This is a genomic window from Mesorhizobium qingshengii (genome assembly GCF_900103325.1).
In the GTDB taxonomy this organism is placed as follows: Bacteria; Pseudomonadota; Alphaproteobacteria; order Rhizobiales; family Rhizobiaceae; genus Mesorhizobium; species Mesorhizobium qingshengii.
On record NZ_FMXM01000002.1, the window covers coordinates 279,596 to 292,761 of the forward strand.

Genomic DNA, 13,166 nt, shown 5'->3' on the forward strand with positions numbered 1-13,166 from the left:
TTTCGCCCACAATCATGGCGTTGTCACGGCATTACGCAAGGGCAGAGTATCAGAAGCACCTAGGATTCCAGCACGTCCTTGACGATGGTCGCCAGTTGCTTGAGCGAAAACGGCTTCGGCAGGAAGCCGAAATGCGCGTCTGCCGGCAGGTTTCTGGCGAAGGCGTCCTCGGCATAGCCGGACACGAAGACGAACTTGATATCCGGTTGGCGCTTGCGCAGTTCACCAAGCAGCGTCGGCCCGTCCATCTCCGGCATCACCACGTCGGACACGACGATGTCGACCTTGCCGCCCAGAGCCTCGAACACTTCCAGCGCCTCGACACCCGAGGATGCCTCGTGCACGGTATAGCCGCGCGACACCAGCGCCCGCATGCCGCCCATGCGCACGGCGTCCTCGTCCTCGACGAGCAGCACCGTGGCGGAGCCTGACAGATCCTTGGCCGTATCGACAACCTTCGCCGGCACCGCCGGCACATCGCCGGGTTCGCCCGCCTTCTTCACTTCCGCGATGTGGCGCGGCAGGAAGATGCGGAAAGTTGACCCTTTGCCGACCTCGGAATCGCAGAAGATGAAGCCGCCGGTCTGCTTGATGATGCCGTAGACCATCGACAGGCCGAGGCCGGTGCCCTTGCCCACTTCCTTGGTGGTGAAGAAGGGCTCGAAAATCTTCTTCAGCACGTCGGGCGCGATGCCGCTGCCGGTATCCTCGACTTCGACCACGACATAGTCGGCAGGAGTGAGTTCGCGGTAGGAAAAGGCCTTGCATTCCTCGGCGGTCACATTGCGGGTGCGCACGGTGAGATCGCCGCCGGCCGGCATCGCGTCGCGGGCGTTGACCGCAAGGTTGACCACCACCTGTTCAAACTGCCCGATGTCGACCTTGACCGGCCACAGGTCGCGGCCATGGTCGACCTTCAGCTTGATGTCATTGCCGACAAGACGGGCCAGCAACATCCTGAGGTCGGCGAGCACGTCGGTCAGGTTGAGCACCTCGGGCCGCAGCGTCTGCTTGCGCGAGAACGCCAGCAGTTGCCGCACCAGCGAGGCTGCCCGGTTGGCGTTCTGCTTGATGTTCATGATGTCGGGGAAGGATGGGTCCGACGGGCGGTGGTTGGTCAACAGCAGGTCTGAGGCCATGATGATGGCGGTCAGCACATTGTTGAAGTCGTGCGCGATGCCGCCGGCAAGTTGGCCGACCGCCTGCATCTTCTGGCTTTGCGCCATCTGGCCTTCGAGTGCCTTCTGCTCCGTGGTCTCGACGGCGTAGACGATGGCCGACTCTTCGGCGCCCTCGCCGCCGGTCCCGTCGGCGACCGCGTTGACGTAGAAACGGATGTGCCGTTCATCATTGCCGGGCAACAAGGTGTCGATCGGCTCGATGTCGGCCTGTCGCTGCCGGGCTTTTTCGAAAGCGGAGGCAAAAGCCGGCCGGTCGCGCTCGTGGATCACCGTGTCCAGCCGCACGCGGCGATCGACCGCGTCCCCATCGACGACGGAGGAAAACAGCGACAGGAACGGCGCGTTGGTGCGCAGGATGCGCCCGCTCTTGTCGACGGCGGCAATGGCCATCGGCGTCGAATTGAAGAAACGGGTGAAGCGGACCTCGGAGGCGCGAAGATCGGCGGAAGCATCCTCGCCCTGGGTCCGGTTGAGCACGATCGTGCGCGTCGGGCCGTTGACGCCTTCGCGGCTGGCTGAAACGCGATGCATGAAGCGTACCGGCAACGCCTCGCCTTTCGTTGTCGTCAGATCGAGATCGAGGACCGCGTTGCGTGTGGTGCCCGGATCGGCCTTGACCGAGCGGACCAGTGCCATGCCATCGCCGGCCACGATCTCCGGCAAGGTGACGGAGCCGGGCGTGAAACTGGTAAGGTCAATACCCAGCCATTCGGCAAGCGTCGCATTGATGTAGGTGACACGGCCATCCTGGTCGGCCGAAAAGAAGCCGGCCGGCGCGTGGTCGAGGTGATCTATCGCCTTCTGCAAGTCGAGGAAGAAGCGCTCCTGCTCGGCCCGCTCCTGCGAAATGTCGGCAAGTTGCCAGGCCAGCATCGGCAGCCGCTGACCCGGCACGCTGAAGGTGCGGGCGCGGGCCCGGTACCAGCGGGCGCCTGGTTCGGCACCTGGCCGAATGGACTGTGCGAGCCGAAACTCGCCGTCACCCGGCTGGCCGTCGCGCAGGCCGGACGCCAAGCGATAAATCGTGACGGAAGCTTCGGGAACATCCGAGAGCAAGCCCTCGACCGTCTTCAGGTCAGCCGCCGACGACGCTCCGGTCATGTCGGCATAGGAGCGATTGGCGTAGACGACACGGCCCTTGGTATCCGTCACCAGAAGGCCCTGCGACATCGAATCAACGAATGCCTTCGACAGTTCATCACCTGTCGAGCGTGGCGTGACCTGCACGAAGCCGATCGCCGTGGCGAACAGGAAGCCGACACCGATCATCGCCAGCACGCCGAGCATGCCGAGCAGGAAAGGATCGCCGAGGCGCTCGCGGAAGAGGCCGAAGATGATCGCGGCTCCCGTCAGAACGACGATGAAAATGATAAGCCGGGTGACCGCGCCCGGTCGCGTGTTCTGGTCGACGATCGGTACCGGATAGAAATCGCCGCGCGCTTCCTTGGCCATGTGCCCCCTGCTCGTGAATTCCGGTGTCCGACACCCGCCCCTAGCGGGTTGAATCACATTCTCCTAGTCCGGAAAAGGCCTGGGCGGCAAATGTCAGATAAAAATGATGTCCTTCGGCCTTCGGAGTTTTCAAGCTGTTCACGAGCATGAATGGCAACTTGCGGTAGCCAGTCGCTACGGTCTAGAGTCGCATCACTTCCAAAGTCCAAAGGCGATCAGGGGAAACCAATGCAGTGGCTGGATAGCGTGGCGGGCCCCGGATATGCCGCGGCACTGCTGTGGACCTTTGCAGCTCTTATTCTGCTGGTCATCGTTCTCGTCATCATCAAGCTCGTGCGCAACTTGACCTTCGGAACCTTTGTCGCCGGCGGCAGGAACCGCAAGACGCGGCTGGCCGTCATGGACGCGACCGCCGTCGACAGTCATCGGCGCCTGGTGCTGGTGCGCCGGGATGATATCGAACATCTGATTCTGATTGGCGGCCCGACCGACGTCGTCGTCGAACGCGATATCCGGCTTTCGGCGCCGCGCCGTCCGGCGCTGACCGGAGATGGCGGCTTGCAGCCGGTCCAGGCCACCGCCGCCCCGGCGGCACGGCCGCGTGCGCCTCAACCCGCTCCACCGCCTCCAAGGCAGGCCCCCGCTCCGCAGCCGGTGACCACGGCGGCGCCGGCCCGGCCGCGTCCGGCCGCGCCGGCTCCAGCGCCAGCCCCGAAGCCGGTGACGCAAAGCTACCAGCCAACCAACGTCACGCCGTTGCCCGCCTATGGGTCAGCGAACGCCAATATCATTCGGCAAGTGCCGCCGCCGCCAAGGCAGGACAGCATCGACGATACGCTGATGAAGGAACTCGAAGTGTCGCTCGACCAGCCCCGTTCAGGCGGCCCGGTGGGCAAACCGGCGGCAAAGGCACCGCCGTCGCTCGACGATGAAATGACCAAGCTTCTGGGCGAACTCGCCAGCCAGAAGAGATGATCAGCTCCGGAGCCGCCGCCGGCCAGGGGAATTGGACTGGTCGGGACCTTGGGCTTGCTTTCGCTTGTTTGCACTGGATGTGTGGCATGCCAACGGAAATGGCCGGAAAGCCGGCCATTTCAACATCAACATCGCTGCAAAACTGTCCTGGGCGCAGCCCTTTTTGGGCGATGCGTCAGTCGTCGCGATAGACTTTTTCGCGGCGCTCGTGCCGCTCCTGCGCTTCGATCGACAGCGTCGCGATTGGACGCGCATCGAGCCGCTTCAACGCGATCGGTTCACCGGTCTCCTCGCAATAGCCATAGGTGCCTTCGTCGATGCGCTGCAAGGCGGAATCGATCTTTGCAATGAGCTTGCGTTGACGGTCGCGGGCCCTGAGCTCGATGGCGCGGTCGGTTTCCGAAGAGGCCCGGTCGGCGAGATCGGGGTGGTTGGCGTTTTCCTGCTGGAGAATTTCGAGAGTTTCGCGCGCTTCGCGCAATATGTCATTCTTCCAAGTGACGAGCTTCAGGCGGAAGTAGGATTTCTGCCGCTCGTTCATGAACGGCTCGTCTTCGGAGGGTACGTAATCGGCGGTAACGATGTCGTTCATTCGACTCACCCAAAATGCCCCAAATTTGGGGCCTATATATTCGCCGCCAGACGCCTGCACAAGCGCAATCGGCCGCCGTCTCACGCAATTGTTAATGTCAGGCGGCGGGGTATCAGCGGCGTCTTTTGCGAGATCGATGCGAGCGAATTAACACGTGATTCGTTGTGCTTGATGGGAAAGGGCCATTGTGCGCCCGGCCTTTCTCATGGCTAATCCGGCGACGTCTTGGGCTTCGCTACGCGACACCAACGGGGGTTCGGTGAGCAGACTTTATCTGTTGAGACATGCCAAGGCCGGTTGGGCACTGCCAGGCGTGCGCGATTTCGATCGTCCGCTCGATGCATCGGGCCGCGCCGATGCCGAGGCAATGGGCGCGGCCATGAAGGCCAGAGGTTATATTCCGGACCTCACCCTTTGCTCCAGTGCCAAACGAGCACGCGAGACGCTGGAGGGGCTGGCCAACCAGACCGATACTGGCAAGGTTTTGTTCCTCGATACGCTCTACAGTGAAGACGCCGCCGGATACCTGTCGATAATACGAGGCAATGGCGGCTCAGGCTCGTTGCTGGTCATCGGCCACAACCCGATGACGGAAGATCTCGCCTTGGCGGTTTCGGGCGACGGCGACGAGACGGCCCGGGCGATGCTGAGCCACGGTTTTCCGACTTCGGGACTGGCGGTCGTCCGCTTCGGTGCCGATCTGGCGAAAGCCGCCCAGGGCGCCGGCTATCTCGAGGCCTTCCTGACACCGGCCGATCTCTGATGTCGATCTCCGGCGCCATTTCAAAGCCGGGTTCCAGAGCCTATATCGGACGGACCGAAGCCCGAAAGATCATGTTTTGGCATCATCGCTGACCACCTTCACCGACGAGGCGAAAATTGCGCTCGACACACTGTCGGGCCGCGCCACCGGGCTTTTTTCTCCATCGCTGCGCCTTGGCGTGACGGGATTATCACGCGCCGGCAAGACGGTCTTCATATCCGCCTTTGTTCACAACCTGATCCATGGTGGGCGCCTGCCGCTGTTCGAGGCGCAGAAATCCGGGCGCATCGCCCGCGCCTTCCTTGAGCAGCAGCCGGACGACGCCGTACCGCGCTTCCAGTACGAAGATCACATCGCCGCCTTGGTCAACGAGCGTGCCTGGCCTGACTCGACACGCGCCATTTCGGAGCTGCGGCTGACCATCGAATATGAATCGGCCTCCGGTTGGAGCCGCATGTTTTCCTCCGGCAAACTGTCGGTCGACATCGTCGACTATCCAGGTGAGTGGCTGCTCGACCTGCCGCTGCTGGGCAAATCCTTCGCCGATTTTTCGCGCGAGGCGCTCGAACTGGCCGCTCTGCCGGTGCGCGAGGATCTGTCGCGGGCCTGGCGGGCGATCTCAGCCGAAATCGACCCGAACGCCGACGCCGACGAGATGACCGCGCGCCGTCTGGGCGAAAGCTTCGCCGGCTACCTGAAAGCTTGCAAGCTCGACGAGCGGGCGCTTTCGACCTTGCCGCCCGGGCGCTTCCTGATGCCTGGCGATCTCGAAGGCTCTCCGGCGCTGACCTTCGCGCCCCTGGCCGATGTCGGCGACAGGCGCCCACGTCACGGGTCGCTGCACGCCATGATGGAAAGGCGCTACGAGGCCTACAAGACCCATGTCGTCAAGCCCTTCTTCCGAGAACACATCGCACGTCTCGATCGCCAGATCGTGCTGATCGACGCCATGCAGGCGCTGAACGCCGGCCCTGGCGCCATGGCTGACCTGGAGCGCGCGGTGACAGAGATCCTCAGCTGTTTCCGTCCTGGCCGGGGCAGCTTCCTCACCGACCTGTTTTCGCGGCGCATCGACCGCATTCTGGTTGCCGCGACAAAGGCCGATCACCTGCACCATGAAAGCCATGACCGTCTGCAGGCGATCGTACGGCGGCTGGCCGACCGCGCCGTGGCGCGTGCGAATTTCACCGGCGCCGATGTCGACGTGGTCGCCATGGCGGCCGTGCGCGCGACGCGCGAGGGCACTGTCAAGCAAGGCCGAGAGACGCTTCCGGTCATCATCGGCACGCCGATCGCTGGCGAGAAGATCAATGGCGAAACGTTTGATGGAAAGACGGAAACGGCCATATTTCCCGGTGACTTGCCGGAGAGAATTGATGCAGTATTCGATGTTTCGGGACCCGACCACAGGCAGGACTCTGCCGATCCGACTATCCGCTTTGTCCGCTTCCGCCCGCCAAAGCTCGAACGCACGGCCGAAGGCGTTACGCTGTCGCTGCCGCATATCCGGCTCGACCGCGCCTTGCAGTTCCTGATTGGAGATCATCTGGCATGACCGCGCCCCGCAAGCCGGCTGCATTCCGAATCGAGCCGGAAGCCGTATCAGGACAAGAGGCGCCGGAGGCGCGCCGCGCCCGGGCCGAAACCCAGCGCAAACCCCGCGCGATGAAGGCCGACACCGCGCTGGTCATACCGGCAAAGGTCGACGTCTTCGATGAGCCCGACATTGTCGCCGCCGAACCGCCACCGGCGATCGCCCCCAGAAAACGCTCGCTGCTCGGCAGCATCTTCTTCGGCGCGTTCGGGGTGCTGGTTTCGCTGGCCGTCGGCCTGTGGACCGATCAGCTGATACGCGAGCTGTTCGCGCGCGCCGAATGGCTGGGCTGGCTGGCCGCCGGCATGGCGGCCATCGCCGCACTGGCACTCCTGGTCATCCTGATTCGCGAGTTCCTGGCCATCGCCCGCCTCGCCGAAGTCGAAAAGCTGCAAAAGCGGGCGCTCGATGCCATCGCGCGTGACGATCCCAGGGCGGCACGGTCGGTTGTCGACGAGCTGTCGGCCTTTGTCGCGGCCAAACCCGAGACCGCGGCCGGACGGCGAGCGCTCGCCGAACTGCGCGGCGAAATCATCGACGGCGGCAATCTGGTGCGCCTGGCCGAAGCGGAAATTCTCGGCCCTCTCGATGCCAGGGCAAAGGTGATGATTCTCGAGGCCGCCAAACGCGTCTCGCTGGTGACGGCGGTCAGCCCGCGCGCGCTCGTCGATGTCGCCTATGTCGTGTTCGAGGCCGGGCGCCTCATTCGCCGCCTCTCGGAGCTCTATGGCGGGCGGCCTGGAACGCTGGGTTTCTTCCGCCTGGCACGCAGCGTGCTCGCCCATCTGGCGGTCACCGGCTCGATCGCGGTTGGCGACAGTTTTGTCCAGCAGATCGTCGGCCACGGCCTGGCGGCACGCCTTTCGGCCAAGCTTGGCGAGGGTGTCATCAACGGCATGATGACGGCGCGCATCGGCATCGCCGCGATGGAGACGGCAAGACCCCTGCCCTTCAGCGCCGCCAGGCGTCCAGGACTGGGCGATTTCCTGTCCGCGCTGACATCGTTTGCAACAAAGAAAGACGCCGAAACAACCGAGCCCGGCAAATAACGCCCGCGCCTTCCGCACGGTTACCGGATTGCGGTTTCGATGCCCGGCAGTGACGAAGCATTAACCAATCTTGTTCATGGTCAGACGGGTTTCAAACAGCCTCTTTGTTGCCGGGTGTCGTCGATGAAAAGCGTAATACTGTCCAGCGTCCTGCCCTTGGCGGCCGCGATCACCACAGTCGTCGGTATTGCCTCAGCGGCTTCCGCGGCGGAACCGGACAAGCAGTTCTTCCAGTCGGCCGAAGGCAAGTGGGTCGGCCCAGGCGAAATCGTCGCCGGCAAGTACAAGGGCACGAAATTCAACTGCAGCTTCACCGGCTCGACGCCCGACGGCAAGATGGGCATGACGCTCGATGGCGGCTGCCGGGTCGGCATGTTCACCCAGCAGATGTCGGCCAGGATCGAGCGCAAGGGCCGCGAGGGCTACAGGGGCAGCTTCATGGGTGGAGCGGCCGGTGCCGGTCTTGATATCGTCGGCGGCAATGTGGTCGATGCCCGCAAGGTGGTTTTCACCATCAATCGCAATCAGTTGCGCGGTGTCATGCAGGCTCGCATTCCCGACGACAATTCGATGACGGTGACCGTTGCGGTCCGAGTCTCCGATCAGCTGGTACCGGTGATCGGCATGAGCCTGAAGCGGGTTGATACGGTCCAAGTCGGCTCCATCGCGCCGAACTGAACAATCATCGGTCGCCTGAAACAGAAAAGGCGGCGACCCAACGGTCACCGCCTCGTTGAAACCGTTTTGATCAGGGCGCTTAGCCCTTGATCGCGGCCGTCACCTCGTCATAGGCCTTGCAGGCGTCGGCCAGTGTCGTGGCGCCCTGATACTTGGTTGTCACCGCCTGTACCTTGGCCGTCAGATCAGCCGCCTTGGATGGATCCTTGGTGATCGCCTCCTGCAGCGCGGCAGCCATGTCCTGCGCCTTCTTGGTCGCGATCTCGGCCGTGCACTCCGGCGCCTTCGAACAAGCCGAACCGGCAAGCACCGCCAAGCCGACGGCAACAAACAAAAACTTCTTCATGTCAGTCATCTCCTCAAAAAGGGCACGACTTGATCGTCGCTCGCCCTCCAATGGCCGAAGCCAGTCGTCCTTAGCCTTCGATTGTGGCAACAAGCAACGCGCGTCTGGCGTAAACTTGTGCAACGCGCCTACAACATTGCCGGTGGGATTTGCACTGTCCCCCTGCTGAAGCTCTTATCCCTGCCGATTGGCGCATACCTGTGAAAATCGGAATCGATTTTCGCTGGGATCCATGTGCAAAAACAAAATGCTGCCTTACGAAAATCGGAATCGATTTTCGCTGGGATCATGCGCAAAATTGAATGCTGCAGCGTCATTTGGATGTCCGCGAGGACTGTCTTGTGCCGCAGCTCCGACTGCATAAGGCTGCGGTCCTCAAACAAGCGGAATGGCGGGCATGGCGGTAGAGGCATCGAGCAGCGATCTGGTCCAGGTGGTGGCACTACTTGCTGCCGGCGTCGTCGCCGTTCCCATCTTCAAGCGCATGGGCCTTGGCTCCATTCTTGGCTATCTGGCCGCCGGCGTGGTGATCGGCCCGTTCGGTCTTCGCATCTTTTCCGAATCGGGAGCCATTCTTCATGTCGCCGAGCTCGGCGTGGTGATGTTCCTGTTCATCATCGGGTTGGAAATGCAGCCGTCACGGCTGTGGGGCCTGCGCCGCGAGATCTTTGGCCTTGGTGCACTGCAGGTCGGCGTCTGCGCCGTTTTGCTGACCGGTGTCGGCGTGGCCGGAGGCTTTCCAATCTCGCAATCCTTCGTCGCCGGCGCCGGCTTCGTGCTGACCTCGACGGCAATCGTCATGCAACTGCTCGAGGAGCGCGGCGAAATCGCCGCGCCGAAAGGCCAGCGCATTGTCTCCATCCTGCTGCTCGAGGATCTGGCGATCGTGCCGCTGCTGGCCCTGATTGCATTCCTGGCACCCGGCGGTGCCGATACCAGCCTGGCGGAACGCCTGACCGAGATCGGCATCGGTCTTGCCGCGATCGTCGGACTGGTGCTGGCCGGACGCTATCTGCTCAATCCTTTCTTCCGCATCCTGGCGGATGCCCGTGCCCGCGAGGTGATGACGGCGGCGGCACTTCTGGTCGTTCTCGGGTCCGCGCTCGCCATGCAGCTCAGCGGCCTGTCAATGGCGATGGGCGCATTCCTGGCCGGCGTACTTCTGTCCGAATCGACCTTCCGCCATCAGCTCGAAGCCGACATCGAACCGTTCCGCGGCATCCTGCTCGGCCTGTTCTTCCTTGCGGTCGGCATGTCGCTCGACCTGCATGTGGTGGTCGAGAACTGGCGGCTGGTCGCCATCTATGTCGTCGCCTACATGGTGATGAAGGCGCTCGGCATCTACATCGTCGCCCGCATCCTGAAAACCGGCCACCGCGAAGCTCTGGAACGTGCGGTCTTCATGGCGCAAGGCGGCGAATTCGCCTTTGTCCTCTATTCCGCCGCCGCCGCGGTCGGCATCATCGACAGTCAGGCCAACGCGACGCTGACCGCGATCGTCATCATCTCCATGGTGCTGACGCCACTGGCGATCGTCGCGCTGCGGTACCTCACGCCGCGCGACGAGCAGTCGCTCGATGGGGTCGATGTTGCGGACGGCCTCACCGGAAGCGTCCTGATCATCGGCTTCGGCCGCTTTGGCCAGATCGCCAGCCAGCCGCTGCTGCTGCGCGGCATCGATGTGTCGATCATCGACAATGAGGTCGAAATGATCCAGGCCGCGGCCGATTTCGGCTTCAAGGTCTATTATGGCGACGGCACGCGGCTGGACATCCTGCATGCTGCTGGCGCCGGCCGGGCGCGCGCCGTGCTGATCTGCGTCGACAAACCCGATGTCGCCGTTCGCATCGCCCAGCTGATCAAGGCCGAATTCCCTTTGCTAACGGTGCTGGCACGGGCTTTTGACCGCGGAACAGCGCTGCAGCTCATTCGCGCCGGCGTCGACTTCCAGCTGCGTGAAACCTTCGAATCGGCGTTGGTTTTCGGCGGCTCGGCCCTGGAATCACTCGGCGTCGATCCGGAAGATGTGGCCGACGTCATCGAGGATGTCCGCCGCCGCGACGCGGCCCGCTTCGAGACGCAGCTCGCCGAAGGCATCCGCGCCGGACAGCGCTTCCTGAAGGGCAATATCGGCACACCCATCCCCACGCCCCTCACGCAGCCGCGCCGCGCCGGCCAGGCACTCAACGAAGAGACGGCCGACGTGCTGCACAAATCCGAACCTGCGGACTAAACAAGGAACCAAGCATGGAATTGGACAGCAGAGCCCTGTCGGTCACCAAATTCTGGCGTGATGCCGGCGAGGATGCATGGTTCGAGAAAAACGAGGCTTTCGATGCCGACTTCCGCAACCGCTTTCTCGACCTGCACTATGCAGCCGCGCGGCGTGAATGCGACGACTGGTCGGCGCATGCCGAGGGTTCGCTGTCGCTGATGATCCTGCTCGACCAGTTTCCGCGAAACTGCTTTCGCGGCACCGGCCACATGTACGCGACCGACCAGCTCGCCAGATATTTCGCCGGAAAGGCGATCGCGGCCGGCCATGATCTGGAGCTCGACGAAGAAATCCGCGTCTTCCTCTATCTGCCGTATGAGCATTCGGAACTTCTCGCCGACCAGCAGATATCGGTCGATCTGACGCAGGCCAGGGCCGAACCCTATCTGAAGTACGCTGTCGAGCACCGTGATATCATCCTGCGTTTCGGCCGCTTTCCGCACCGAAACAGGATGCTAGGCCGCGAGACCACACCGCAGGAGCAGGCGTTTCTGGATGGCGGCGGATTTTCGGGTTAGAAGGGTCCCGTTGCCGCCTCGCCTCTGGCCTCAGACCAGCCACCAATCCCGGCCGGATGGCAATCGCTCGATACCAGAGGTGTCGACGGCGACCAGCCGATCCGTGATGCTGCGACCGCCGACAACCAGGCCGGGCGCGATCTCGGCCAGCGGCGCCAGCACGAAGGCGCGCTCCAGCATGCGCGGGTGCGGTACTTCCAGCCCAGTCTCGTGAATGACGCGTTCGCCAAACACCAGAATGTCGATATCGATCAACCGCGGCCCCCAACGCTCCTCGCGCACCCGCTTCAGCTTGTGCTCGGCATCGAGACAGAGGTCGAGCAAGGCACGCGGCGCAAGCCTGGTGGAAATTTCGGCAGCCGCATTGAGAAAGTCCGGCTGATCGAGCTTGCCCCAGGGCGGCGTGCGATAAAGCGAGGAGACGCCGGTGACGCGCGTGTCGCCATCGGCATCCAGCATGCGCAGCGCCGCGCCCATTGACTTCGCCGGGTCGCCAAGATTGCCGCCAAGGCTGAGGTAGACCGTGCTATTCGGGCCAGACAACGGTCACCTCGACGTAATCGAGCACGCCGGGCACCGGGGCGTTGGGCTTGCGCACCGTGATCTCGGCTTTTTTGATCTGCGGAAAACGCGCCGTCAGCGCACGGGCCACTTCGAGCGCCAAGGCCTCGATCAGAAAGCGCCGCTGCCCCGTAATGATCTTTTCGATCACCGTGAAGGCGATACCATAGTTGACGGTGTCCTCGATGGAATCCTCGACGAGGGCCCGGCCGGGATCAACCGTGAGAGCGGCATCGACATAGAAGCGCTGACCGAGCCTTTCCTCCTCGTCCAGCACGCCGTGCCGAGCAAAGAAGGCGCAATTCTTCATGCGGATGACATACATTGCTCAGCAGCCTGCTCGCTCGGTTTCACGCGCCAGCATAGCATCTGCGAGCGCCAGCGCGTCCACGTTGAATGCGACATCATGGACGCGAAACAGATCGGCGCCCTTGAGCCTCAGGATAACGCTGGTCGCCGCCGTCCCAGCAGCTCTGTCGGCCGCGTCACGGCCGGTGACGGTACCGATGAAGCGTTTTCGCGACGTGCCGGCCATCAGCGGAAAGCCGAGCGCGGTGAGTTCGGAAAACCGCGCCATCAGGTCGAGATTTTCCTCGGCCGTCTCCTTGGCAAAGCCAAATCCGGCATCAAGCACGATGTGGTCGTCGGTAACTCCGTGTCGGCGGGCGATCTCCAGCGATTTTCCGAGGAACGCCAACTGGTCGGCGATCACATCCGGCAGCTTCTCGCGATCTCGCCCTGTATGCATGATGACAAGGCCGGCGCCGGTGTCGGCGGCGACACGCGCAATGTCGGGCTCGCGCTGCAGCCCCCAGACATCGTTGACAATATGCGAGCCGGCGGCGACGGCAAGCCGGGCAGTGTCCGCGCGATAGGTGTCGACCGAAATAAGCACCTCGCCGGAGTTCGCCAGCGCCTCGATCACGGGCAGGATGCGGGCCTGCTCCTCGCGGGCCGATATCGCGGCAGCACCGGGGCGGGTCGATTCTCCGCCGACGTCGACGACCAGCGCCCCTTCCCCCACCATTCGGCGTGCCTGGACCAGCGCCTTTTCGGGCGCATCGAACAGACCACCGTCGGAAAAGCTGTCGGGCGTGACATTGAGGATGCCGACGACCACCGCCTTGCCGCCAAGCTCGAGATGGCGTCCATGCGCCAGTTGCCATCGCCTGGCCGTCATTG

The 13,166-nt window shown here is 63.2% G+C and carries 13 protein-coding genes; 7 read left to right on the forward strand and 6 right to left on the reverse strand.

Annotation, left to right across the window (positions count from 1 at the left end; all coding sequences use genetic code 11):
- Positions 1-59: 59 nt before the first annotated feature.
- Positions 60-2,633 carry a cell cycle histidine kinase CckA gene (gene cckA / locus BLS48_RS01500; protein ID WP_091575040.1) on the reverse strand — a complete coding sequence of 858 codons (2,574 nt, stop codon included), beginning with the start codon at positions 2,631-2,633 and terminating at the stop codon, positions 60-62.
- A 228-nt stretch (positions 2,634-2,861) separates the two neighbouring features.
- Between cckA and BLS48_RS01505 the strand changes: the two genes are divergently transcribed.
- Positions 2,862-3,608 (forward strand): flagellar biosynthetic protein FliO, encoded by a 747-nt coding sequence (locus BLS48_RS01505; protein ID WP_091575043.1) that lies wholly within the window; start codon positions 2,862-2,864, stop codon positions 3,606-3,608.
- 175 nt (positions 3,609-3,783) lie between these two features.
- Here BLS48_RS01505 and dksA read toward each other — a convergent pair whose 3' ends face one another.
- On the reverse strand, positions 3,784-4,200 hold the full coding sequence (dksA, locus tag BLS48_RS01510; RefSeq protein WP_010909647.1) for an RNA polymerase-binding protein DksA: 417 nt from the start codon (positions 4,198-4,200) through the stop codon (positions 3,784-3,786).
- A gap of 259 nt (positions 4,201-4,459) precedes the next feature.
- Between dksA and BLS48_RS01515 the strand changes: the two genes are divergently transcribed.
- From BLS48_RS01515 to BLS48_RS01530, 4 genes are all read left to right on the forward strand, one after another.
- The gene (locus BLS48_RS01515; RefSeq protein ID WP_091575046.1) at positions 4,460-4,963 is read left to right on the forward strand and encodes a SixA phosphatase family protein; all 504 of its coding nucleotides are present in this window, start codon (positions 4,460-4,462) and stop codon (positions 4,961-4,963) included.
- 76 nt (positions 4,964-5,039) lie between these two features.
- Positions 5,040-6,518, forward strand: coding sequence for a YcjX family GTP-binding protein (locus tag BLS48_RS01520; RefSeq protein WP_091575048.1), 1,479 nt, complete (start codon positions 5,040-5,042; stop codon positions 6,516-6,518).
- Entirely contained in the window at positions 6,515-7,606 is a 1,092-nt protein-coding gene (locus BLS48_RS01525; protein ID WP_091575050.1) for a YcjF family protein, read from the forward strand. The genes BLS48_RS01520 and BLS48_RS01525 overlap by 4 nt, the downstream gene beginning before the upstream one ends.
- Positions 7,607-7,729: 123 nt before the next feature.
- Positions 7,730-8,284 (forward strand): hypothetical protein, encoded by a 555-nt coding sequence (locus BLS48_RS01530; RefSeq protein ID WP_091575052.1) that lies wholly within the window; start codon positions 7,730-7,732, stop codon positions 8,282-8,284.
- A 79-nt stretch (positions 8,285-8,363) separates the two neighbouring features.
- Here the strand turns inward: BLS48_RS01530 and BLS48_RS01535 are convergent, their stop codons facing one another.
- Positions 8,364-8,630, reverse strand: coding sequence for a hypothetical protein (locus tag BLS48_RS01535; RefSeq protein WP_056582264.1), 267 nt, complete (start codon positions 8,628-8,630; stop codon positions 8,364-8,366).
- 397 nt (positions 8,631-9,027) lie between these two features.
- Here BLS48_RS01535 and BLS48_RS01545 point away from each other — a divergent pair, with 397 nt between their 5' ends.
- Both BLS48_RS01545 and BLS48_RS01550 read left to right on the forward strand, forming a co-directional pair.
- Complete coding sequence (locus BLS48_RS01545; protein WP_091575057.1) at positions 9,028-10,863, forward strand: monovalent cation:proton antiporter-2 (CPA2) family protein; 1,836 nt, start codon at positions 9,028-9,030, stop codon at positions 10,861-10,863.
- Positions 10,864-10,877: 14 nt separating this feature from the next.
- Positions 10,878-11,423 (forward strand): DUF924 family protein, encoded by a 546-nt coding sequence (locus BLS48_RS01550; protein ID WP_091575059.1) that lies wholly within the window; start codon positions 10,878-10,880, stop codon positions 11,421-11,423.
- A 30-nt stretch (positions 11,424-11,453) separates the two neighbouring features.
- Here BLS48_RS01550 and folK read toward each other — a convergent pair whose 3' ends face one another.
- Genes folK through folP form a run of 3 tightly spaced genes read right to left on the reverse strand, consistent with a single transcriptional unit; the run spans position 11,454 to position 13,164 of the window.
- Positions 11,454-11,966, reverse strand: a complete 513-nt coding sequence (gene folK, locus BLS48_RS01555) for a 2-amino-4-hydroxy-6-hydroxymethyldihydropteridine diphosphokinase (protein WP_091575061.1) — start codon at positions 11,964-11,966, stop codon at positions 11,454-11,456.
- Positions 11,950-12,309 carry a dihydroneopterin aldolase gene (folB, locus tag BLS48_RS01560; protein WP_091575064.1) on the reverse strand — a complete coding sequence of 120 codons (360 nt, stop codon included), beginning with the start codon at positions 12,307-12,309 and terminating at the stop codon, positions 11,950-11,952. The genes folK and folB overlap by 17 nt, the downstream gene beginning before the upstream one ends.
- 3 nt (positions 12,310-12,312) lie before the next feature.
- Positions 12,313-13,164 (reverse strand): dihydropteroate synthase, encoded by an 852-nt coding sequence (folP, locus tag BLS48_RS01565; RefSeq protein WP_091575066.1) that lies wholly within the window; start codon positions 13,162-13,164, stop codon positions 12,313-12,315.
- Positions 13,165-13,166 lie beyond the last annotated feature (2 nt).